20 protein-coding genes are annotated in these 20,464 nt (G+C 33.1%); 12 read left to right on the top strand and 8 right to left on the bottom strand.

The features are described 5' to 3' along the window. Positions 1-224: 224 nt before the first annotated feature. The 4 genes from VB796_RS23315 to VB796_RS23300 all read right to left on the bottom strand — a co-directional run bounded on the left by VB796_RS23315 (position 225) and on the right by VB796_RS23300 (position 4,845). The gene (locus VB796_RS23315) at positions 225-614 is read right to left on the bottom strand and encodes a hypothetical protein (RefSeq protein ID WP_323349008.1); all 390 of its coding nucleotides are present in this window, start codon (positions 612-614) and stop codon (positions 225-227) included. 62 nt (positions 615-676) lie between these two features. Then, positions 677-1,714 carry an ArdC family protein gene (locus VB796_RS23310; RefSeq protein WP_323349007.1) on the bottom strand — a complete coding sequence of 346 codons (1,038 nt, stop codon included), beginning with the start codon at positions 1,712-1,714 and terminating at the stop codon, positions 677-679. Between the two features lie 507 nt (positions 1,715-2,221). Next, entirely contained in the window at positions 2,222-3,346 is a 1,125-nt protein-coding gene (locus VB796_RS23305) for a hypothetical protein (RefSeq protein ID WP_323349006.1), read from the bottom strand. Positions 3,347-3,501: 155 nt separating this feature from the next. After that, the gene (locus VB796_RS23300; protein WP_323349005.1) at positions 3,502-4,845 is read right to left on the bottom strand and encodes a toprim domain-containing protein; all 1,344 of its coding nucleotides are present in this window, start codon (positions 4,843-4,845) and stop codon (positions 3,502-3,504) included. Positions 4,846-4,917: 72 nt separating this feature from the next. Here VB796_RS23300 and VB796_RS23295 point away from each other — a divergent pair, with 72 nt between their 5' ends. Further along, positions 4,918-5,331 carry a hypothetical protein gene (locus VB796_RS23295; protein WP_323349004.1) on the top strand — a complete coding sequence of 138 codons (414 nt, stop codon included), beginning with the start codon at positions 4,918-4,920 and terminating at the stop codon, positions 5,329-5,331. Between the two features lie 9 nt (positions 5,332-5,340). On the opposite strand, the gene VB796_RS23290 is transcribed toward VB796_RS23295, so the two are convergent. From VB796_RS23290 to VB796_RS23280, 3 genes are read right to left on the bottom strand one after another with little or no spacing between them, the layout of a single operon-like run. Then, positions 5,341-7,200, bottom strand: coding sequence for a type IV secretory system conjugative DNA transfer family protein (locus VB796_RS23290; protein WP_323349003.1), 1,860 nt, complete (start codon positions 7,198-7,200; stop codon positions 5,341-5,343). Between the two features lie 41 nt (positions 7,201-7,241). Further along, on the bottom strand, positions 7,242-8,480 hold the full coding sequence (locus VB796_RS23285) for a DUF5712 family protein (RefSeq protein ID WP_323349002.1): 1,239 nt from the start codon (positions 8,478-8,480) through the stop codon (positions 7,242-7,244). 19 nt (positions 8,481-8,499) lie between these two features. Beyond that, complete coding sequence (locus VB796_RS23280) at positions 8,500-8,973, bottom strand: BfmA/BtgA family mobilization protein (RefSeq protein WP_323349001.1); 474 nt, start codon at positions 8,971-8,973, stop codon at positions 8,500-8,502. A 718-nt stretch (positions 8,974-9,691) separates the two neighbouring features. On the opposite strand from VB796_RS23280, the gene VB796_RS23275 reads away from it, so the two are divergent. Next, complete coding sequence (locus VB796_RS23275; protein ID WP_109745144.1) at positions 9,692-10,372, top strand: ParA family protein; 681 nt, start codon at positions 9,692-9,694, stop codon at positions 10,370-10,372. Positions 10,373-10,375: 3 nt separating this feature from the next. Continuing rightward, positions 10,376-10,867 (top strand): hypothetical protein, encoded by a 492-nt coding sequence (locus tag VB796_RS23270; protein ID WP_323349000.1) that lies wholly within the window; start codon positions 10,376-10,378, stop codon positions 10,865-10,867. A gap of 19 nt (positions 10,868-10,886) precedes the next feature. Here the strand turns inward: VB796_RS23270 and VB796_RS23265 are convergent, their stop codons facing one another. After that, on the bottom strand, positions 10,887-11,306 hold the full coding sequence (locus tag VB796_RS23265) for a hypothetical protein (RefSeq protein WP_323348999.1): 420 nt from the start codon (positions 11,304-11,306) through the stop codon (positions 10,887-10,889). 240 nt (positions 11,307-11,546) lie between these two features. Between VB796_RS23265 and VB796_RS23260 the strand changes: the two genes are divergently transcribed. The 9 genes from VB796_RS23260 to VB796_RS23220 all read left to right on the top strand — a co-directional run bounded on the left by VB796_RS23260 (position 11,547) and on the right by VB796_RS23220 (position 20,206). Beyond that, on the top strand, positions 11,547-11,888 hold the full coding sequence (locus tag VB796_RS23260) for a hypothetical protein (RefSeq protein ID WP_323348998.1): 342 nt from the start codon (positions 11,547-11,549) through the stop codon (positions 11,886-11,888). Between the two features lie 15 nt (positions 11,889-11,903). Next, the gene (locus VB796_RS23255) at positions 11,904-12,233 is read left to right on the top strand and encodes a hypothetical protein (protein WP_323348997.1); all 330 of its coding nucleotides are present in this window, start codon (positions 11,904-11,906) and stop codon (positions 12,231-12,233) included. Continuing rightward, on the top strand, positions 12,202-14,622 hold the full coding sequence (locus VB796_RS23250; protein ID WP_323348996.1) for a TraG family conjugative transposon ATPase: 2,421 nt from the start codon (positions 12,202-12,204) through the stop codon (positions 14,620-14,622). The genes VB796_RS23255 and VB796_RS23250 overlap by 32 nt, the downstream gene beginning before the upstream one ends. A 49-nt stretch (positions 14,623-14,671) precedes the next feature. After that, the gene (locus tag VB796_RS23245) at positions 14,672-15,583 is read left to right on the top strand and encodes a hypothetical protein (protein ID WP_323348995.1); all 912 of its coding nucleotides are present in this window, start codon (positions 14,672-14,674) and stop codon (positions 15,581-15,583) included. Then, a complete protein-coding gene (locus tag VB796_RS23240) occupies positions 15,573-16,211 on the top strand; it encodes a hypothetical protein (protein WP_323348994.1) in 639 nt (212 codons plus the stop codon). Before VB796_RS23245 ends, VB796_RS23240 begins: the two co-directional genes overlap by 11 nt. A gap of 2 nt (positions 16,212-16,213) precedes the next feature. Beyond that, a complete protein-coding gene (locus VB796_RS23235; RefSeq protein ID WP_323348993.1) occupies positions 16,214-17,023 on the top strand; it encodes a DUF4138 domain-containing protein in 810 nt (269 codons plus the stop codon). Positions 17,024-17,027: 4 nt separating this feature from the next. Continuing rightward, complete coding sequence (gene traM / locus VB796_RS23230) at positions 17,028-18,194, top strand: conjugative transposon protein TraM (protein ID WP_323348992.1); 1,167 nt, start codon at positions 17,028-17,030, stop codon at positions 18,192-18,194. 319 nt (positions 18,195-18,513) lie between these two features. Further along, positions 18,514-19,755: a hypothetical protein gene (locus VB796_RS23225; protein WP_323348991.1), complete on the top strand. Its 1,242-nt coding sequence runs from the start codon at positions 18,514-18,516 to the stop codon at positions 19,753-19,755. 4 nt (positions 19,756-19,759) lie between these two features. Then, a complete protein-coding gene (locus tag VB796_RS23220) occupies positions 19,760-20,206 on the top strand; it encodes a hypothetical protein (RefSeq protein WP_323348990.1) in 447 nt (148 codons plus the stop codon). The last annotated feature ends 258 nt before the right edge of the window (positions 20,207-20,464 follow it).

Here is a 20,464-nt window from a genome sequence, read left to right as displayed (position 1 = left end):
GGTTGACTAATCGTGGCTAACTCCATGGATACGAGTTGCTGTATTTCTTCTTCATTGAGCTTGATATAACGCATAGACGAAGATATGAAAAATATACTTTTATTATGACAGATTACTTAATATTATCGTTTAAGAATTGAATTAATTTAAAAAAGAGAATTTTGAAGTATTAAAAGGGGATTATTTCCCCTTTCAAATTAACGATTTACTTTATACGTCTAAATCTAATTGTAGGGAATAAAATCAAAAAATGGTTCAATGTCGTCTCCACTAACTTCATCGGGTCTTAGAAATGTGATAAGATTCAAAATATCTTGAAGGGTTGAGAGACAATTTCCATCATCCTTTTCATTTTGTTTATTTAGCTCTGTACCAATTACTAACCCATGACCAGCATAAACTTGTGGATAACCTTTGAGTCTAAAATAACCTTCTTGTTCACATAATAATCCTTCTTCATCAATATAAATAACATCACTATTTTCTAAATAGATGGGTTCAATGATTTGACATTCAAGAAGTGGGTAATACTCGGAAAACTTATTTTTGATTTCGATGGATGTAACGGTTTGTTTGACCACATCTATAAAAAGGGCTTTTATTTTCTTCGCCATGATTTCTTAAAATTAAAAAGGTTGGAATGAAAGGGGAGTAATCCCCTTTTTAATTAGTTCAATTAGAATGGTAAATCGTCTCCTACTTCTTCGCTCACAAATGGAACTTCTTGTTCATCGCCTACTATGGGTTGCATTTTATTAGCATTGACTGGCTTTGTTTCGTAACTGACTCCTAAAATAAAATCTACCGCTTTCTGTGCTTTGGAAGATGCTTTCAATATCAGGGTTTTATCATCCTTCAATTTCCGTAACCAACTTTGAATGTAAGAAGCTGAACTATTTAGTACATTTAGGGTATCAATTTTAATTTCTGCACATAAAAAAGCTGCTCCTATCTCGGCGGTTAGTTCTTCTTTGGAATAATTTTCATCCCCAAAAAAACTCATACCTTCCAACTCTTCCCAGTCTAAACGGCTTTTGTGTCCTGTTGAATGTACTAACTCGTGGAAAAGGGTAGCGTAATAATCGTGATTACTGGTAAAATATTGTTTACTTGGCATATGTAGATAATCTCCAGTAGGGGAATAAAAAGCTTGTACACGGGTTGAAGTTTCTAATCGGGGCTTTTGTGGCATATTAAGATAAATATTCTCTCCTGCAATAATGGTATCACTTTCTTTAAACTCTATTGGCTTGGGGAAATTATACTCAATGTTCTCTGTTTGTGCCACATTAAAAACGTGATAGTGTTTTAACATCGGCTTTTTATCTGCTACTTCTTCGCCTTGTCGGTTGATATGCGTATCTTTATTACTTTCCAACATTTTCCAAAATACGACTGGAATACCTTTTTCTCCTTTTTTAACTTTTCCTCCTAATTCTTTTACTTGGTCAAAAGTTAAGAAATAAGGGTTTTCATAGTTTAACGATGCTAATAATAGTGTATTAATTCCTCGATAGGGTCGTTTAGAAACGTAATTCTGTGGAACGCAATAACCCTGATATGGCATTTGCCAAGGAATTACCCCTTCTTCTAATCTTCTGATAACAAAATCTGTTACCATTTGCTGAACATCCTTACGGCTCAATTGAGCGTTTTCGTTAGCTTGACTAACACTTGTTTGTGTTGGAGCTGTTTTTTTTGTTTGCTTTTGCATTTTCTTAAATGGGGAGTTTTTAAGATGATTAATACTTGTTTTAACTGATATAAAGATACAAGTATTTTTTCACAAAAACAATACAAAAACACATCTTATGTGTGTATTTTAAATTTATGGCTGACTTTTTTTCCCCTAAGTCTATTATTATTATATAGTAGATTAAATATTTTTAATAAATGGTCGCAATCTTATAACGGTAAATTTCGTAAAAAGTCGATTTGGAGTAAGTTGATAGGATAATTGAGTGATTTTCAACGGTCGCAATCTTATAACGTTATAGGTATATTTCATCAAAAAGTCGCAATCTTATAACGGTAAGTCGCAATCTTATAACGGTTTTGAGTCTAAAGTCGCAATCTTATAACGGTAGGTCGCAATCTTATAACGGTAGATACAGTCAGGGTCGCAATCTTATAACGGTAAAATCACTTTCAGTCGCAATCTTATAACGGTTGTGTGGATAAGTCGCTATAAAACAAAAAAGGAGGCAATGCCTCCTTTTTATTATTTTTTTAAATTTTGTAAAAACTCTGACATCATAAATTGCAATTGTTGGTCTTCGCTTACATCTTTTTCAGAATTCATGTAGGTTTGTCGGTGTGCATCTCGAATAACTTTATCTTTAATAGCTTGGTCATTTTCTCTATCAGTAAGCCAGTTTTGGAAATTTTCAAAATCATCTGGTTTATCAGGGAAACGTTTTTCATAAGCTTCTCTAAATAAATCATAAATTTTCTTGAAATACATATTCTTTTTAATACTTTCTACATTTACATTCGTCATATCAAATGTCAAATTGATAGTATAAGCTTGTCTTTGGTCTTTTCCTACAATAAATTGAGGGTCAAACTTTAAAGAAGTATTGGCTCTTATCGTTTCCAAATACTTAATCAATCGCTGTTTTCTGTGCTTGGGTTCTTTATCCTCAATTCCTGCTATACCACAGAGCATTTCAAAATTAGGAGTCAAAACAGTATTCTTATTGTAAATCAAGACGGGTAACATTCCTGCCAAATAAACATAAAGATTACGAATTCTACCACTGTGTTTGTTTGAAGCAACAGAAATATAATCTGTCAAGCTGATAGAAACATAAAAGTTAATTAAATTCTCCATGAACCCTCTACCTAAACTTAATGAGTATATTTTGTTTTGGGGTCTTCGTGTATCATAGACTATTTTAATGTCACTGATAATTTGAATAAACGAAACATTAAATGCCTTTAAAGTGGGGATTTGGGTACTTTTAATACTTGAAAGCGGAACATTCTGTGCTGCCAATTGATACATCACATAATCAAAAGTTGATTTAAACTCATATCCTTCAATCATCGGTGGACGATTATTTGGGTCTTCAAAAAGAGGATGAAGTTTACTCAGATTAGGTTTTTTGTACTTCATAGTGGTACAAAAATCATTGAGATTAAAGGAAGTATAGCCAAAAATATCAGCCTTATAGCGATGAGCCATAAAGACAATAATATCTTTTGCTAAGGTAGAATCATCATTGAAACTACGATTGATGTCAGGCAAATTTAGAAATAAATTTCTATCAAGGCGAACTTGGTCAATCCAACTATGCAAGCCATTTTTTAATTCAACTGCTTGCATGGAAACACTTTTTTCCATATTTTTACAGGGCATTTAAGAAGCACCATTTTGCTTCTGATTAAACTTGTTATGCCGTAGAATGACGCTGGGGAGCAATGTTCTACGGTTTTTTTATACCTTAAAAATACTATCTTTTCTTGAAAAGAAAAAATATGTACTTGTAAAAATACTATCTATCTTCTTATTTTCAGCGTTTTAATCTCTTGATTCTCAATTATTTTCTCTTCTTTTTTGGCTTCTGATAAAGATTCTAAACGGTGTTTTTCGGAAGATTTTAAATCTTCGTTAAAATCCTTATTTACGGGTCTTTTAACAGTAATAAAACGGTCTAAATTTTTGACTTCTAATAATGCTTTTTCAACTCGAATTAAATTTTGTCTGTTATTGGTAAAATGTATTTCTAACTCTGAACCAAACTTAGCGTGTTGAGTTACAACGGCTTTGGCATCGGGTTCTAAACCTAATGGCGTGTGTTTATTAATCTCTTCGGTTAATTTATTACTCAAATGTTCTAAAAGTTTTGCTCCTTCTTCTTGGTTGGGATGGCTAACCTTTAACAGTAACAAAGCATGGGTATTTTGGACAAGATTCAAATGAGTTTTGATATACTGACTTTGTTCTGAATCTGGGTGCGACAAAGCACCAATCAGATTTAGATTTTGTTTGATTCCTGCATTATCATTATCATTTGCCAAAATGATTTGTCGGGGTTTGAGCGTATCAATTGCCAATTGGATAAAGCGTGGTTGGGTTTCACTCAAATTTCCTGCGGTGGCTAAATAAACTCTCTTTTCATCCGTTTTAGGTTTCATCAATTGATGAAAAGAAAGGCTATCAATCGGGCTTTCTGAAATAATTAAGCGGTCTGTTTGACCGTCTTTGTATTTGGTATTACTAATCCAAGAAGCATCCATTTTGGGTTCTTCTATCTTATTATAAGATTCATTACGAATGATTGCGGCAATTGTGCCTGTCTCATTTTTTAATGGAAAGGCAATATTAATGTGCGTTCGTTGGTTTTCGTAAAAATGTTTATTGTAAATACGATGCTGAAACTCAGGTGAAAAAATTGTTTCGTCCGTCAATCCTCTATCATTCAAATATTTAACATTCGTCAGAGGTAAAAACCGAAATTCGTGTTGGATAGCTTGTTCACGATTAACTGAACCAATAGGTTCTATTTTCACTTTGGGATTATAATTAGTCGGTAACTCATTCAAGTAGCCGTCTAATTTGGCAAAAACTTCTTTCCAATCTCCATTGCTTCTAAATTTTTGAAAATCCACCACCGAACCTTCATCCCTTGAATCATTAGGATTAAAGTAGCCTTGATAACCTGTATTCTTATTTTTATAGATGATAATGACATCTTCGTTTGTTGTGTGGTGCATCACCACATAGCTACGACTGGTCTTTTTATTATTGATTTCGTAACCTTGTTGCTCTGCATAATCCACAAAATCAATGCGGTCTTTGTAGTAATTCCAATCCCGTTTTCCGTCTGGAGTAAGTTTCATTTATTGAAAATATAGTGTAAGGTTTAAAACAATTTTGAATAGTATCTTCCGTTTATCTTTAAAAATTTATTCATGTTTAATTACATCATCATATTGATTTTCTGCTTATTGGCAATCGTTGGATTTAGCTATGCTCTGAGATATATTTACAAAAACAGAGAAATTACTCAGAACATTGAAAATAAAACAGTTAGAGAGAATAAAATTAAAATTCATAACCGACAAAAAGAAACTGAAAAGTCAAAAATGAGAGTTCAATTACTCGAAAACGAATTAAGCAAAAATCAAAGTTCAGTTGAAAAAAATGACTTTTTGCCTCCCTTACTCGACCAAGAAAAATCACCTCAAACGAAATCAAAAATTCAAGTCAGAAAAGCTGAATTGCCCGATGACTTTGTATTTGAAAATGTAAATGTAATTGAAAATCAAACATTGAAAGAGAAGATGAAAGCAAAACAATTAGCCATGAAAAACAAAATAGGCTGATTTTTAATATCAATTTAGCTCTATTCCTTTCAAAATCGCTTTACATTCCGAAATTATCAAGTTAAAATTCAACAAAATATCGTAGTTTTTGGAAATTGTAGGCAATCCTTTAACCGTTATAAGATTGCGACCGTTAAGTTTTTCTCGTCTCAATTTTGTATAGAAATTAGGATTAGTCGCCCCGACTGTTGTGCCAATAAATTCTCCGACTTGTAAATTAAAAACGTCTTGTGGATGAATAATCTGTCTTTCCTGCAACGTAATTGACATTCCTTGATTACTTGACCCTGAGCCACGATTGGTTTCAAATAAACTTGTGGGTCTATTACTCCCCTGACTTTCAGTCTTGATAATTTTGTCTGCTTTCCCGATAATCTTACTAACCGTTTCGGCAGTTTTAATGTTGGCTACTCGTCCGTAAAAGTGGTTGTTAAGGTTAGAAACGATAGTTTCCGCCTCTTTCATTCCATAATTTTTCTCAATTTGAGATAAATCCTGAGCCATAAAAATTGTAACTACTTTGTTACTCCGTGCAGTTGCAGGGATTTGCTCAAATTTAGGAATATAAAGCGTTGGAGCTTCGTCCAACAAAACAAAACTGTGGTGTTTGTTTTGTTGATTCATTGATTTAAGAGCGACTGTACAAATACAACTAATCAAAGGAGCAAAAGCCTCTACCAAAGATGGGCTTGTTCCTAAACAGAGCAATTTTGGATTTTGAGGATTATTAAGGTCTAAACTAAAATCATTACCTGATAACACATAAGCAATTTCTTGGGTGTTAATTCTCGCCAATGCAATTTGGAGCGTAGAAATAACGCCCGAAATTTGTTCATTAGCTTTTTGGTCAATGGCTGTAATTATGCTTCTCACAATGGCGGCACATTCATAATCTTGTCTGAATAAGTTGATTAAATCGTTATAATCTTCGGAAAGAATTAAATTAACCACGTGCGGAATAGTACAATACTTGGGATGATGTTTACGCATATACCAAATAGTTGCGGTGAGCATTGCGGTTGATGAACGAATCCAAAAATCCTTTTTTTGAATAGACTCAGGCATTAAATTAGAAATAATGGCGGTGCTATATTCTTCTGCGTAAGCTGCTGTTGGAATATATTTCGGGTCAAGAGCATTAACTCGGTGGCTTTTGTTAAGGTCTTGAAAATTAATCACATAGAATCCAATTTGTGAAGCAGACCTTTGGTATTGTTGAAAAGCAAAATCTGTTAATGAAGGAAATTTGAAATCATAAATAATCCCTGAATAACCCTTTTGAGCGGTTTGTTCAATGATAGGTTCTGCAACACTATACGATTTACCCGAACCCGCCGCCCCAATCACTAAAATTCCTCTAAATGGGTCGGGTACATTCACCCATGAGCCATTTGAACCTGCAAATGAAAAAGAATAAGGGTTTTCTATGGGTTGTTTATCATTGGGGATTTTCTTCTGATTTTCGGGTTTGATTTTCAGTGAATTTCCTAAAAAAATTCCCCCAATCAGCACTCCTAAAAATAACAATGGAAAGAAAAAAATTGGGTACGGATTTTTATGAATAAATATCCAAGCAATAGCTGAAATGGCAAAGACAATCGTTCCGATTATATCTCTACGATGGTTCTTTTTGAGTAGGGTATCATTGTTAATTTGAAGCGTTGAATTTTGAAATGTAAAACAAAGTGGATACAAAATGACACACAAAATTCTAATACCAATTCCTCCTTTTTTGTAGAATTTAAAAGCAATGATAACCCATTTTGCAGGATTTGTAAAAAGCCAAAAATGTAAAGCATATTCGCCAAAAGCAAGAATAAATAGGGCAATAACGATTCCATAAATCGCCATTTGGTTTTGAGAATTCATAAAATTATTATTGGTAAAACTTTGATATTCAAACAACTAAATCAATTAAACGAAGGTCGGTGTATATTATTTTTTCGTTTCTTTTTTCTCACGTAATCTTCGGGGGAATCTCCTTCATAACCAATATCAAAGCCCTCTTTTGAAATACTTATAATTTTTTCTTGGTTTGTATCTTTCAATAAATTGTCGATTTTTTCAGATGAAAATTTATCTTTTATTGAATTGCTGTATGCTTGGGACATTTGTAATTTTTCTACATAATTTGGTGGTACTCCCCTACCCTCTTTAATTTCCTTCTCAATACTCCGTAAATTTTTATAGAACTCATCGCTATAATTTTTTTCCTTTCCAATTTTCCCAATTTGAGCCGCATCAAATTCTTTATCAGATAAATTATATTTGGTTCTGATATTTTCAACTCTTTCAGCCAAATATTCAGCCTTCCGATTGGTTTTATCACCTGCTAAAATATGATATGGATTAAGTATCAACTCCCCCTTTTCAAGTTTTTGCTCTATCTTCTTTAAATCTCTATAAAATCCACCTTCAAAACCTCTTTCTTTGGCTATTTTAACAACTTTTTCAGTCTCAATGACCTTCTCAATGTCTGGATAGTTTTTAGTCCACTGTTCGAGTCTTACTCTCAGCTTTTTTTCTTCCAATTCTAAGTTTTTGAGTTGGCTATATTGAAACATCAAATTAAAATCTTTGATGTTCTTATAAGTCCAATCAGCTTTTGAAAACCTTTTCTGATTTCCTTCTGGCGAAAGTGTAATTTTCTGCTCTGCATCCCTCCTTGACACAATTACGTGAATGTGTGTTTGTAATCCTGGCTTTTGCATACCCGAACGTGCAGAACCCTCTTTTACAGCTTCGTCTGTACCCGAAAATTTACGTTCCTGATGGATGGTTGCGAACCATACCAAATCATCTTTTTGAATCTTTTTATCGTTACTTAATTGGAAATTATTTCCATAGTTTTCCATTACTTTTTGGGTGTATTCAATCAACTTTTTTTCATCATTTTTAATGTGATTTAATTCATCTTGACTTGGGCTAATTATCAATGTAAAGAATTTTGATTCACTTGCTTTTACTCCATGAGTATTATTATCAATTTTATGTAACACATCGTCAGTTTTTATATTTATTTCTGTCTGATTAAAGAAATAAATATCTGGCAAATTATTTTCTTTGGCTTCATGTTTTAGATAATTTATTAACCTTTCTGAACTGCCTTTATTATCATATACTACATTTCCAGATTCTTTTGTTTTCAATATTCGAGTAACCATATTATTATCTCATTTCATTTGTAAATTTTTCAATTTCTTCATCAAAAATTATTTGCATTTTATGGGATAGATTTTTTATAAAATCTTCATCATTATTACTTAATTTGTAGCTTGCTGAAAGTTGTATTTCTTGCATAATTTTATTCTTAAAGGCAAGTAATTGAATTGCTTTTTGGGTGTTTTCTATCTCATTTATCCTTATTCTTACCTCTTGCATGGCTTGTGCCATTGGTTTGACAAAATCAATTTCTTGTTTTTTCATAAACCCGAAAATTTGACTTCTCATTTTAGCCATTTCTTTGTCCAATCCTTCTTGTTTTTCTACCTTACTTGGGTCAATTCCTGACCTTAGAACATACAAACAAGAATTAGCTATAAAATCCTTCATCGACATATCTAATTCCTTAGAACGCTTCTCTATTCGTAATTTCAAGGGTTTTTCTACTTTAATTACAGTTCTTGTCTCTTTTTCTTCCATTTCTATATTTTTTTGGCACCCAAAATCTATCTGATAATCAAGCACTTAGCGACAAAAACACCCAAAACAAGCAACTATGTTGCTGATAATCAAAGGATTAACCATGTTAAATCCTTCCATCTTGCTAAAAAATAGGACTCCAACATTTCTCCTCAATATTAAAATCTTTGATATTTATCTGTTTACAAATAAACAAGTTGTATTGTAAACAATTAACCTATAAAATAACTTATAAACTCTTCCCTATTATTGTTATACTATCGTTATTTTAATCTACCTAACATTTATAATTTCGACTTTTTTCGCCTTATCACTTCCAATAACTCCAACTGCTCATTTTCTAATAGTTAAATTGTAAATTTGTAAACAAAACAACAATATAACAAGACAACTATTTATACTAAAAAATAGAATGCAAATAAAAGACAATTTGTAAACAAAACAACAAATCAAATACTAAACGAATTTACAATTTATAAAATTGTATTGTAAAAAATTAAATTTGTAAAATAGTAAATTCATAAACCTGTTTATAAATTGAGTTATAAACTATTAAATGAATTTACAAATTGTATTATACACTAATTGACAAATAAAATTATTAACAAGTTGACTATTAAATAATTTTACTTTTTGTATATTTGTACTGTTTACAAGTTGATTAATTTATTTATTGACTAATAAACATTTTTACTTTTCAACAAGACAATTATTCAACATGGCAAGAATTATTTGCATTGCAAATCAAAAAGGGGGAATCGGTAAAACGAGCTGTACGCTTTGGCTGGCAGGGGCTTTGTCGATAGATTATAACCAAAAAGTATTAGTTATTGATGCAGATGCTCAACAAACTATCAATGACCTTAGAACGATGGAACGTGAGCAAGGTATTGAAGTATTTCCATTTGAAGTAATTTCAGCATCGCCAGAAAGTATTGAAGCAGTCATTGAGGAACATTTCGATTCATACGACTTAATATTTTTAGATATGCCACGTATGACGGGAAACGATGAAATGATTGTGGATGTATTAGCGGTTTGTGATTCTATGCTTGTACCGTTCGTGGCTTCTACTGCGGACACAATGTCCACTGGCGTATTTATGAACATCGTGGAAAGTTTAGGCGAAATCAGAAAGGAAGAAAATTTACCATTTTACTCTTTCGGTTTTCTCAATAAATCAAGTCGTAGAAAAGAAAATGATTTCATTCCAGAATATGCAAAAGATTTAGGAATAACCATTTTTGATACGCCAATCAAGGATAAAAAGGTCTTTCAACAAATAAGCACAAGTAAATCAATCTTAGATTTTAAAGATGGAAAAGCAGACTTTAAACCGTTTGTTGATGAATTTATCAAAAAGTTTGAAATAAAAATTTCAACTAAAAAGAAGAAATAAGCAATGGCAAAAGATAATAAAAGTACAGGTTTTGCAAGACCGTCAAGAGCTGCCAAAGATAAGGTATTAGCGACTGCAAATGCGGCAATGAAATTTTCAGAAACGGATGATAAAGCTATTCAAATAGTATCACCGAAAGTTGAAGAAGAAATTGTTGTGGCAGAAAATATAACTCCTGTATTGGCAATAATAGAAGAACCTCAAATCGAGGTTGTTAAAAATAATCCTGTTGAAAATCAAGAAGATGGAGTAGGGGAGGGGGAGAAACAAGTTCAACTCGTGGGAAAAAAAGTTAAGCGTAAAGCCAAAGAAGCCCGTATGGATAGCATGAGGGATGGACGTTTTTACATCGCTCTTGACCCTGACTATAAAGAGTTGGTGAAATTGGTTGCTACTCGTAAAAAAATGACCATTGGAGAATTTATTGAAAGATTAATTGATGGAGATAGTGAAGCTAAAAAAGTAAAACAAGCCTTGATGCTACTGAATAGTTAGTTTTCCGTCATTGAGTAATTCAACGCTCAATGATGGAAAATAATTCTGTTAATTCTTCAAATGTCCAAAGCTCAGGTTTAGCTTGACGACGGTAAAAAACCTGAGCATCCATACCCATTTTCTTTTGAATAAAATTATTTTTATACCCAGATTCTTTGATTCTACTCTCAATACTGTGTAAAAGTGCTAAATAATTATAATATGAGCCTTTATCTACTTTTAAATAGTCCATCAACTTCTCTAATTCTTCAAAAGTCCATTGACGTTTACCCGTAATTTTATTATGAATGTTACTGATTGAACCGCCTAAAATCTCTTGTAATAACCTCAATTCAAGGTTTTTAGCATTTAGGCTTGCCGTAAGGTTTTGAACGAATTGTTGAAATTCATTCAAAACTTCTATACCTGTACGGTTATTAATTGTTGTTATTTCTGCCATAATTTTTACACGAATATAATATAAAAAATTAATGTAATTGAGTAAATAATAGACTTAGAAAAAAATATTAAAAAAAAATACAATTCCACAAAATAATAATAATTATTAGAGCGTTACATTAAGAACATTACGAAAAAATTGCATAGAAACCATCATACAAAAGAACCCCTAATTATTAACGAGTAAAGATTATCAAGGGATAATTTTGTTTTGTTCAACCCATTTAAAGATTAATGCCCAATGCAAAAAGCTATTTTTGTAAGGTCAGGAAATGTCGTAATGTCCGCCCTACTGCTATTTATTATTTTATTGACTTCCCATGATGTTGCTGCACAACAAGGTGTTACTCAGGCACTTGTTAAAATCAAGAATACCCTTTATTTAGTGGGGAATGCAATCTTCGGAATTCTTCTTATCATCGGTATTGTGAAAGTGGTATCTGGATTTATCACCAATTCACAAAGTGCTGTACGCAATCTCATTTACCTTATTATTGGTGTTGCCATTTGGTTTTTCTTCAATTACATGATTGAGGACTTGGCTGGATTAATTGGCGGTGATGGTGGTTCATTTAACAGATAATCTTATTCAAAAAAGATGCACGTTAGAAAATCGCTCGAAAAGCCAACGAAAATTCTTGGAATGAAATTTCAAGAATTGGGAATTGTCATAGTTTCGTTTGTGGCACTCACAGTCTTTATGAGCCTGTTGAGGATGGTAATTACTGTACCGCCGATTGTACCGACTATTGGATTTATTATTGTCATTGGTTTGCTTGTGGTTGTACGAATTGCTGAGAAAAGAAAACACCCTTCGTTTTTGATTTCAGCCATAAGTTTTTACTTAAAGCAACCTAAGAAAATAGTAATGACAAACCCTAACTTTTTGAATAAAGATGTCTATAAGAAAAAGGATAAAAACATTTGAAGATATTTTACCCATATTTTCTATTGAAGATAACGTATTGATTTTCAAGGATGGGAGGGTGGGAGTGGGATTTGAGGTTTCGCCAGTAGAAATGGAAAGGTTGATGGGAAATGAATATGATTCCATCAACCAAGCATTTGCTAATGCGTTGAAATCGCTCCCTTTAAAAACGGCTGTACAAAAATTAGATTGTTATTTTCATAAGAAATATTTACCCCAAAAAGGGGGATTAAAATATTTTGAAGAAAAAACAGTCAATCGGTTTTATGAAAAGAAAATACTGCATCACAGAAGCTATTTATTTCTGAGTTTCGGGAGACAGGAGCAAGTACAAACCAACGCATTTAATACGCTTTATGCGATGGGGGAGAGTTTAATCAAAAATCCATTTGAGGATATTTTGAAAACCGTAAGTTTGGCAGAACATTCTACCAAAGAATTTATCAATATGATTTCTATTTATGGAATCAATTGTAAACGAATGGAAAATGAGTGTTTGATGGATTTCTACCAACAATATTTTAATTTGGATTTTGAAAAAAATCAAGGTGGATTTAATAGAAGTTTTGCTGCTCAATCTGATAAAGTTAGTATTGGAGAAAGACAGGCAAATATTATCTCAATGATTGGGCAAGGAAGTGTTGTCTTTAATTCCGTTAAATCTAATTACGGAGTTGAAACAAATAACGTATATCCTTTAGGGTTACAAATGGATTATCCACACATATTATCTACAAATATTTTGATTGAGGATAGGGAGAAGGTTTTGAGTAACTTAGATATGGAGCAAAAATTGAATAGAAACCTTGATTTCTTGATGTCTCAGGACAACAAAATTAAGATGGTAGAGATTGACGATTTTACGGAAGAAGTGCGTTCAGAGAATAAGAGCTTAGTTTCTGTAAATGTTTCAGTCATTATTTGGGCATTATCCGATGAAAAAAGGGAGGAATATATACAAAGAACAGTGGCAGGATTTCGCCAAATGGCAGGGGCTGAAACGTTCATTGAAACAATTGATTCCGCCAATTTATTTGTGGCAAACGCACCTGCCAATAGTTACCAAAATTATCGTTGGTTACTTATGAGTGGAGATAATGCAGCTACTTACAACAACTTTATTACAAGTTATCAATCGGCTGAAAAAGGGGAATTATTGTGTGATAGAATGGGAAATCCTATATTAGTCAATCTCTTTAACACGGAGTTGAATAATCAAAATTCCATTACGATAGGACCAACTGGTTCTGGAAAATCGTTTACGATTGGCAGTTTAATGATACAAAGATTTGAAGGTAAGAATAGACAAATTATTATTGATGTTGGCGGTACTTATCGTTCTATGATGTCCGCTTTACAAGGAAAATACTTTGAATACGACCCTGAGAGTCCTATCAAATTTAATCCTTTTGTTATTGATAGAGACATGGATGGTCGGTATAACATGACAGGGGACAAAGTTAATTTTCTAACTTCTTTGCTATCAGTCATTTGGAAGGGAACAAAAGGCGAAATTACACAAGCGGAACGCTCCGTTTTCGTGAAATTAATTCCGATGTATTACCGATATTTTGAAGATAAAATGCCTTTTAATGTACCATCAATAAAGGGGTTTTATGAATATTTGAAGTGGTTTCAGAGTGAATTTAAAGATACTGCGGAGTATCAAAGAATTGCTCGTTCTTTCGATTTTGAGGAGTTTTTTATTGTGCTTGAACCATTTGTTTATGGGCAATACCAAGACGTTTTGAACTCGGATGAATTTGAAGATATTTCGGCAAATACCTTGATTTGTTTTGACATGGCAAAGATAAAATCTAATCAACTGTTATATCCAGTTGTCGCCATGTTAATAACGGAATTAGCACTTGACCAAATAAGATTATTTCCAAAAGACCGAAAATATCTTTACATGGATGAAGCATGGTCAATGTTATCCGATACGATGGGGGATTTTGTGGAAACGATGTATCGAACGGTTCGGAAAAATAATGGTGCAATGTGCATCATTACGCAAGGGATTGATGAAATAATTAAGTCTTCGGTGGGTTCTGCTATTATTGCAAATGCGGCAACTCAAATTATTTTGAATCATACGGACAAAGTACAAGTGGATAAGTTAGCCCAATATTTGGGTTTTACGCAACATGAAGTTGATAAAATAAACTCGATTAGAGTTTCAACGGATTACCGTGAAATCTTTATCAAACAGGGAGATTATGCAAGGGTTTATATTTTGGAGGTGTCTGAGGCAATGAATGCTGTTCTAACTTCAAAACCCTTAGAAAGAGAACATTTGAGAACACTTCAAAAGAGATACAACGGCAATATACAATTTGCTGTGAATCAATACATTGAAGACAAAAATGGATTTATTGAAACAGATTAAGTTCATCTATCATTAAAAAAAAACTGCTTAAACAAAGAACCTATTTATCATGGAAGATTTAGATAATGAACTCAGTTTTACAACTGCTGCCCTTACGGATATGGCTATGAAACCATGTTTGGGCATTATCCTCTGCTGTACCATTTTGCATTTCTTTTTGACTTACGCAAAAACGTATCTCACGAGTAGCGATTTAAGTATTGACTATTCGCCTATTTTGCGTTGTGTTGCAGTCGGATTTTTCGTTGCTTATTACAGTACATTAATGCCCATTCTTGCGAGTGGCATTAATTCAATTACAGGTGCTTTTAGCAAAGTACCTGATGTGATGCAAGCATTGAATAACATTACCGATGCAATGGCTCAAAATCCAAAGACTTCAACGACTTTTGAAAAGTCATTTTTTACCGATGGCTTTACGCTTCCCTTCAACGATGGAAAAACATTCATTACTTACATCGTTCTGTGTATTGAACAGGGTTTAACCATGATTGTAAGGCTTTTTGTAGAAAGGGTACGTTCTATTTTATACGCTTTTGTGTTTGCGGTTGGACCTTTGGCATTAGCTTTTAGCTGTATTCCTGGGCTAACTGGAATTGCTACGCATTGGTTTAAAGTGTGGCTGTCGGTTTCTCTTTGGACGGTTACACTTGCTATCATTGATAATTTAGTAATTGTTATGCAAAAGCAAATCATTCAATTGGTAGGTAATGCACAAGATGGTACGGCTTTTACGATGGACGTTGTTTGTATTAATCTGGTATTTATTGTGATGTATTTTAGCATACCTGCCTTGACTACTTATTATGTTGGTGGTAGTGGTGGTAATAGTTTCATGGCAAGTACAAAAAGTTCTTTCTTAGGTTTAGGAAATCAAGCATCGGCTTATGGTCAGCAAAAAGCAAAACAGATGTCCAAGTGGTATGATAAAACTTACAGTCGTCTAAAAGGTGGAAAATAATATGAAAGGTGTTGCACAAAATTTCAATGAGGCTTTCAAAGCCTTAAAGTTCATTACAGCTTTGGCGGTAGCACTTTTGTTTATCTCAAATATTGTGTGGTTCATATTTTTTTCCCACGAGGTCGAGAAGTTGAATAACAAAATATTTGTGGTTTCAGACAATGGGACAATGATGGCAATAGCCAAATCAGAGCAAACACCAAGTATTTATGAGGCAAAAAATCACGTAAAAACATTTATGCAAATGATGTTTGCCCACGATGCAGAGACTTTCAAAGACCGTATTAATATCGGTTTAAAGTTGATTGAAAGAACTGATGGTTTAGCCATTTATGAAGGGTTTAAAAGTGGTCAAGTCTTGGAAAATTACAGTAAGTATAATTCCAGAACGCTCCTTGAAATAGATTCTATTCAAGTAAATGTAGCGATTGAACCATACAATGGGGTTGTTTATGCAAGACAAATTGCCTTGTACCAAAAAGAAAGAAGTATGAAACCGATTGCGGCACGGTTTGAAATTATCCGAACTTATCGGTCTGAGGATAATCCATTTGGGTTACTGTTGAAAAATTTTACATTTATTGGTTACAATTCGCCCATAAAATCTCGTGAAGAAATCCACGAATAAACATGAAAAATCTATTATTTATCTTGCTATTGAATTGCCTTCATTCTTCCGCATTTTCCCAAGATTCTTCGGATTCTCATGGTTCATCGCACGTGGACACAATTTGGGTGGGTCGTGAAAGTACCGTGTATGTTATCTTGCCTGAGTCAATCAGTTTATTTGATATTGGCAATAAAGACTACATTGGAAAAATTGAAAATGGCTCAATTATTTTCCTCAAAGCAACTAATCCATATGCAAAACCATCTACTATGTTAATTCAATATGGAAGCACAATTTTTAAAGGATATGTAGCATATCGTGAAAAAATAGATAAGCCTTTTTATGATTTTAGAGCTTTGCCAAAGGTTGAATTAGATAGTAAACCCAAAACGGGAAAAACGCCCAAATTATCACTGGAAAGGCTTAAAGAGGCATCGGGAAATATCAGTATGAAGGAGAAAAATAGTGATGTAATTGTGAAGTTGGTTAATATTTTCAATGACCAACAAGCAACCTATTTGAAATTTGAGGTTACGAATCAATCTACCATTATTTATCAAGTTGATTACGTTTCATTCATTTATAAAACCCATGTAAAACGGAAAAAAAGGAATCAATTAACACCACAACAACAAGAAATTGAACCGCTTGAATTTGAAGCACCGATGATGATAGGGGCGGGGGGAATGGAAAGTTTTATGTATGCCATTCCGTTATACTCTGCAACGGAAAACGATTATTTAGAAGTGGTTTTCAGAGAGGGGAAAGGTGCAAGATTAATCACTATGAACATTCCTGCCAAAAAAATATTAACAGCAAACTTGCTATAATAACATGGAAATTTTCCAGAAAATAAAAGGGTTTTTTGAAACCGAAAAACCTTCCGAAAAAAAACAAATTAAGACCGAAGAACTTAGTTTGAAAGAACGATTATTTTTATTAAGTCAAGGAAAAGTAGGCTTAATAGCAATAGGAGTGGGGATAGTGCTAATAGTTATTATCGCATGGACTACCATAGAAAAGGCAAGACAGGAAATGGCTACGGTTAAGCAAGAAGTACCCGTTCCAACAATTCCATCTTTTAAGGAGGACAGCTCTAAGGTCAATAAAAAATATTCTCATTTGAATAGTGCCGATGAAACAATTAAGAAAAAAATGAACGATAATCCTGTTTCAATGGATTGGCAGAAATCTTATGAAATTATCGACAGTTCCCCAGCAAGTAGTAATCGCTCTGAAATTGGTCAGCGTGATTCAGTGAAAATAATACCTACCACTAATAAAAATCTGACTTATGAAGAAAGAAAAATCGCTGACCGTTCCAAAAACAGAAAACCCAAACAAAAAAAAGATTGGGTTTTGGAGGAATCAAAACCGAAAGCAAGAATTACTGAACCAATTACAGAGTCAATTGGAAATGAAGGACAAACCAAATCCGCAAACATAGATGATTACTTTAACACGGTTAAAGCTGATAATAAAAATGCGGATTCAAAAGTTCAACCAGCAAAACCACAAGTTAATGAACATTATGTTACGGGCGTTGTGAATGGAAATCAGTTGATTAAAAATGGTAAAAGAGTAAGTTTCAGAATTACAGAGGCGACAACTATTAACGGAAATTTCGTTCCTCGAAATACTTTGGTTACAGGCTTGGCATACTTAGGGAATAATAGAGTTACGTTTGAAATTGCTTCTATTAAAATCAATAATCAAACGACTCCTTTGAAATTAAAGACACTTGACCAAGATATGGTGGAAGGTTTGGCGTTTGACGGGGACAACCCTGTTCGGAATGATGTTAGACAAGGCACGACACAAGCCATTGATGATATTTCAAACGAAGCTCTTTCATACATTCCTTACGCTGGAATTGCGTATGCAGGGAAAAGTTTAGGGCGTGGTTTATCAAGAGCTTTATCATCAGGAACAAATCGGAAAAAAGCACAAGAAATAATGCTTGAAGATGGTTACAAGGTATTTTTTGTTGTAAAAAACTGAGCATACACCACTACGGAATAGCGACTTTCACATAAAATTAACCCAAAACGCAATCGGTCTTAACCGTTATAAGATTGCGACTGGAAGAAATATGCCCTTATAACATTGCGACTGAAACTGTATAACATTGCGACCAAGACAAAAATGATAAAAGGAATTTAGGCTTAAAAATCTGAATTATGACTAAAATTTGACTCAAATACTCATATAATTATACATAATCTATGGTTTTTAGCCCCCGAAAGGGGGTCTGAAAATCTTTTCGCAACCGTTATAACATTGCGACCAAAAGAATATTGACTTTTAAAACACATTGATAATGAGACATTTAGCAAAAATTGGCTTAATCTTTATCAGCTTGATAATGATTCCCAAAACAGGATTTTCACAAATAAGTATTGATGTTTCAGCAATCCAGCGATTGATGGAGTTGAAAAACTTAGTGGAGAAAGCAAAAAATCAACTTATTCAACTGAAAAATGGGAATAAGATAAATAATCGAACTCAGGCTAATACGCAATCAATTCTGAGTCTCGGGAAAGAAGTGGAAGAAATTTTGAGGGATGTTAGCGAATTTGAAAATCTGGTAAGTAAAGATGGTAAGTATAAATTTAATGATTTGTCGATTTTTATGAAAACAAATCAGGCTGTCAGTTCTAAACTCAGTGATTACTATAAGCAACTAACTTTTTTGAATAAGTTGGACCAGATTTTATCTCAAAATTCCCAAGGAGAAGTTAGCCAGCAAGGAGGACAACAGATGTATGATTTTTTTTATGATGGCACTTCTCCCGAATTGTCGGCGAGTAACCATGATGATTTTGCAAAAGCCAAGAAAGATGAATTTGCAAAAATTTATGGATTACAAAATACCATGCAGAAGAAAAAATTTCAAACTGCATTAGCCTTTTATAAAATAGCGGATGAATTATATCATCAATCAATTGTATTGAGTAATGCTGTTTCAGATGAATCAAACGGAAAACCAATGAGGATTAATAATTCTTCGCCATTCAGTTTAGATAATGTTTTTAGTACGGATGATGGTATTGATATTGGTTCTATTTTTGGCGGTGATGTTTTTAGTAGTTCGATGGGTGGATTAATGACGGCTATTTATATGAGTATGCCCGATGAAGTTTTGCAACAAGAAATTATGAGGCTAAAAGCATTTATAAGAGTCATCGAAGAAGCTGAACCAACTGGGTATGAGACTATTATAAAAAAGGCAAATCGGGATTTAGAAGATGCTAATAATGCTTATCAATACAAGCTCACTCAAAAGTTAAATCAGGCAAGTGGTACATATCCTGGCGTGGGATTAAATCCATCAAATCCGAGTGGATTTAGTATCAGTAAATCAGGGTTGAGAATGAGTACGGGTGAACGCATCCAAGCACAAACGGCTGCTATAAATTTAATGAATGAGTCCACTAATTACAAAGAAAAAGGGGATAAGCTCATGGAAGATGCCACCAAGAAAACGCCATTACAACAAGAAATGGAGTCTCGTTATCAGGCAAAATTAATGCGTAATTCTTTGGCAAAAATTAAATTCTAAAACAATGAAAAGGTTTCTAAAAATATTTTCTCTTTTCTTGATTTTACCTTGCTTATTTCTTTTCAGTTTGATTAGAGGGAAAAAAAGTGCGTTGCCCCATGAAAAGGGAATAAATGAATGTGCCATTGAAATTTTTAGAAATGCCAATCGAATTGTAAAAAAAGATACAACTTACGATTTCAAAATTCATTTGTCCAAAGCCTTTAATCAGCAAATCAAAGCAACACCATTATATGTAAACTTGATGCTCAATCAAGCAACTCATAATGGACAAATCAAAGATATTAAGATACTTAGCGAAAATAAAATCGAAAAGGATTCTTCCATTTTGATTATTAAAATATGGTTCAATAAAGACTCTCTTCAATTTGAACAACCGATGGTATATCAAGATGGTTGGAAAATTGGGGTTAATTATTCCAAAGAGCGTAATGTGCAATCCTCAAAATGAGGGTTGCTATTTTTGAGAGTTCTGTAAATCCAAATTGCTATGTGGTTTGGATTTCTTTGTTTTATGAACATCAAATTTTTATTCAGTCGCAACATTGGAAATTATAAATTATTCTGCAAAATAGTTATTAAAGTTACACACATAAGTAATTAGACAAATTGAATGTTAAATTTCTTACCTACGTTATCAAGTATTGTTTTTAGATTCCTTTTGAGTCTATCGAATGACAAGTAAGCATTAAATTCAAGCCACTCGTAT

It is taken from the genome of Arcicella sp. LKC2W (genome assembly GCF_034931005.1).
In the GTDB taxonomy this organism is placed as follows: Bacteria; Bacteroidota; Bacteroidia; order Cytophagales; family Spirosomataceae; genus Arcicella.
Note: the sequence above shows the minus strand (reverse complement) of the source record. Positions and strands in the feature narration are given on the sequence as shown.

What these genes read in the sequence shown, in the direction of transcription:
- VB796_RS23220 (WP_323348990.1), top strand. Translation starts at nt 19,760, where the DNA reads ATGAAAAGGTTTCTAAAAATATTTTCTCTTTTCTTGATTTTACCTTGC.
- VB796_RS23315 (WP_323349008.1), bottom strand. Translation starts at nt 614, where the DNA reads ATGGCGAAGAAAATAAAAGCCCTTTTTATAGATGTGGTCAAACAAACC.
- VB796_RS23275 (WP_109745144.1), top strand. Translation starts at nt 9,692, where the DNA reads ATGGCAAGAATTATTTGCATTGCAAATCAAAAAGGGGGAATCGGTAAA.
- VB796_RS23310 (WP_323349007.1), bottom strand. Translation starts at nt 1,714, where the DNA reads ATGCAAAAGCAAACAAAAAAAACAGCTCCAACACAAACAAGTGTTAGT.
- VB796_RS23245 (WP_323348995.1), top strand. Translation starts at nt 14,672, where the DNA reads ATGGAAGATTTAGATAATGAACTCAGTTTTACAACTGCTGCCCTTACG.
- VB796_RS23280 (WP_323349001.1), bottom strand. Translation starts at nt 8,973, where the DNA reads ATGGAAGAAAAAGAGACAAGAACTGTAATTAAAGTAGAAAAACCCTTG.
- VB796_RS23295 (WP_323349004.1), top strand. Translation starts at nt 4,918, where the DNA reads ATGTTTAATTACATCATCATATTGATTTTCTGCTTATTGGCAATCGTT.
- VB796_RS23255 (WP_323348997.1), top strand. Translation starts at nt 11,904, where the DNA reads ATGCACGTTAGAAAATCGCTCGAAAAGCCAACGAAAATTCTTGGAATG.
- VB796_RS23250 (WP_323348996.1), top strand. Translation starts at nt 12,202, where the DNA reads ATGTCTATAAGAAAAAGGATAAAAACATTTGAAGATATTTTACCCATA.
- VB796_RS23225 (WP_323348991.1), top strand. Translation starts at nt 18,514, where the DNA reads ATGAGACATTTAGCAAAAATTGGCTTAATCTTTATCAGCTTGATAATG.
- VB796_RS23270 (WP_323349000.1), top strand. Translation starts at nt 10,376, where the DNA reads ATGGCAAAAGATAATAAAAGTACAGGTTTTGCAAGACCGTCAAGAGCT.
- VB796_RS23305 (WP_323349006.1), bottom strand. Translation starts at nt 3,346, where the DNA reads ATGGAAAAAAGTGTTTCCATGCAAGCAGTTGAATTAAAAAATGGCTTG.
- VB796_RS23300 (WP_323349005.1), bottom strand. Translation starts at nt 4,845, where the DNA reads ATGAAACTTACTCCAGACGGAAAACGGGATTGGAATTACTACAAAGAC.
- VB796_RS23265 (WP_323348999.1), bottom strand. Translation starts at nt 11,306, where the DNA reads ATGGCAGAAATAACAACAATTAATAACCGTACAGGTATAGAAGTTTTG.
- traM (WP_323348992.1), top strand. Translation starts at nt 17,028, where the DNA reads ATGGAAATTTTCCAGAAAATAAAAGGGTTTTTTGAAACCGAAAAACCT.
- VB796_RS23290 (WP_323349003.1), bottom strand. Translation starts at nt 7,200, where the DNA reads ATGAATTCTCAAAACCAAATGGCGATTTATGGAATCGTTATTGCCCTA.
- VB796_RS23260 (WP_323348998.1), top strand. Translation starts at nt 11,547, where the DNA reads ATGCAAAAAGCTATTTTTGTAAGGTCAGGAAATGTCGTAATGTCCGCC.
- VB796_RS23235 (WP_323348993.1), top strand. Translation starts at nt 16,214, where the DNA reads ATGAAAAATCTATTATTTATCTTGCTATTGAATTGCCTTCATTCTTCC.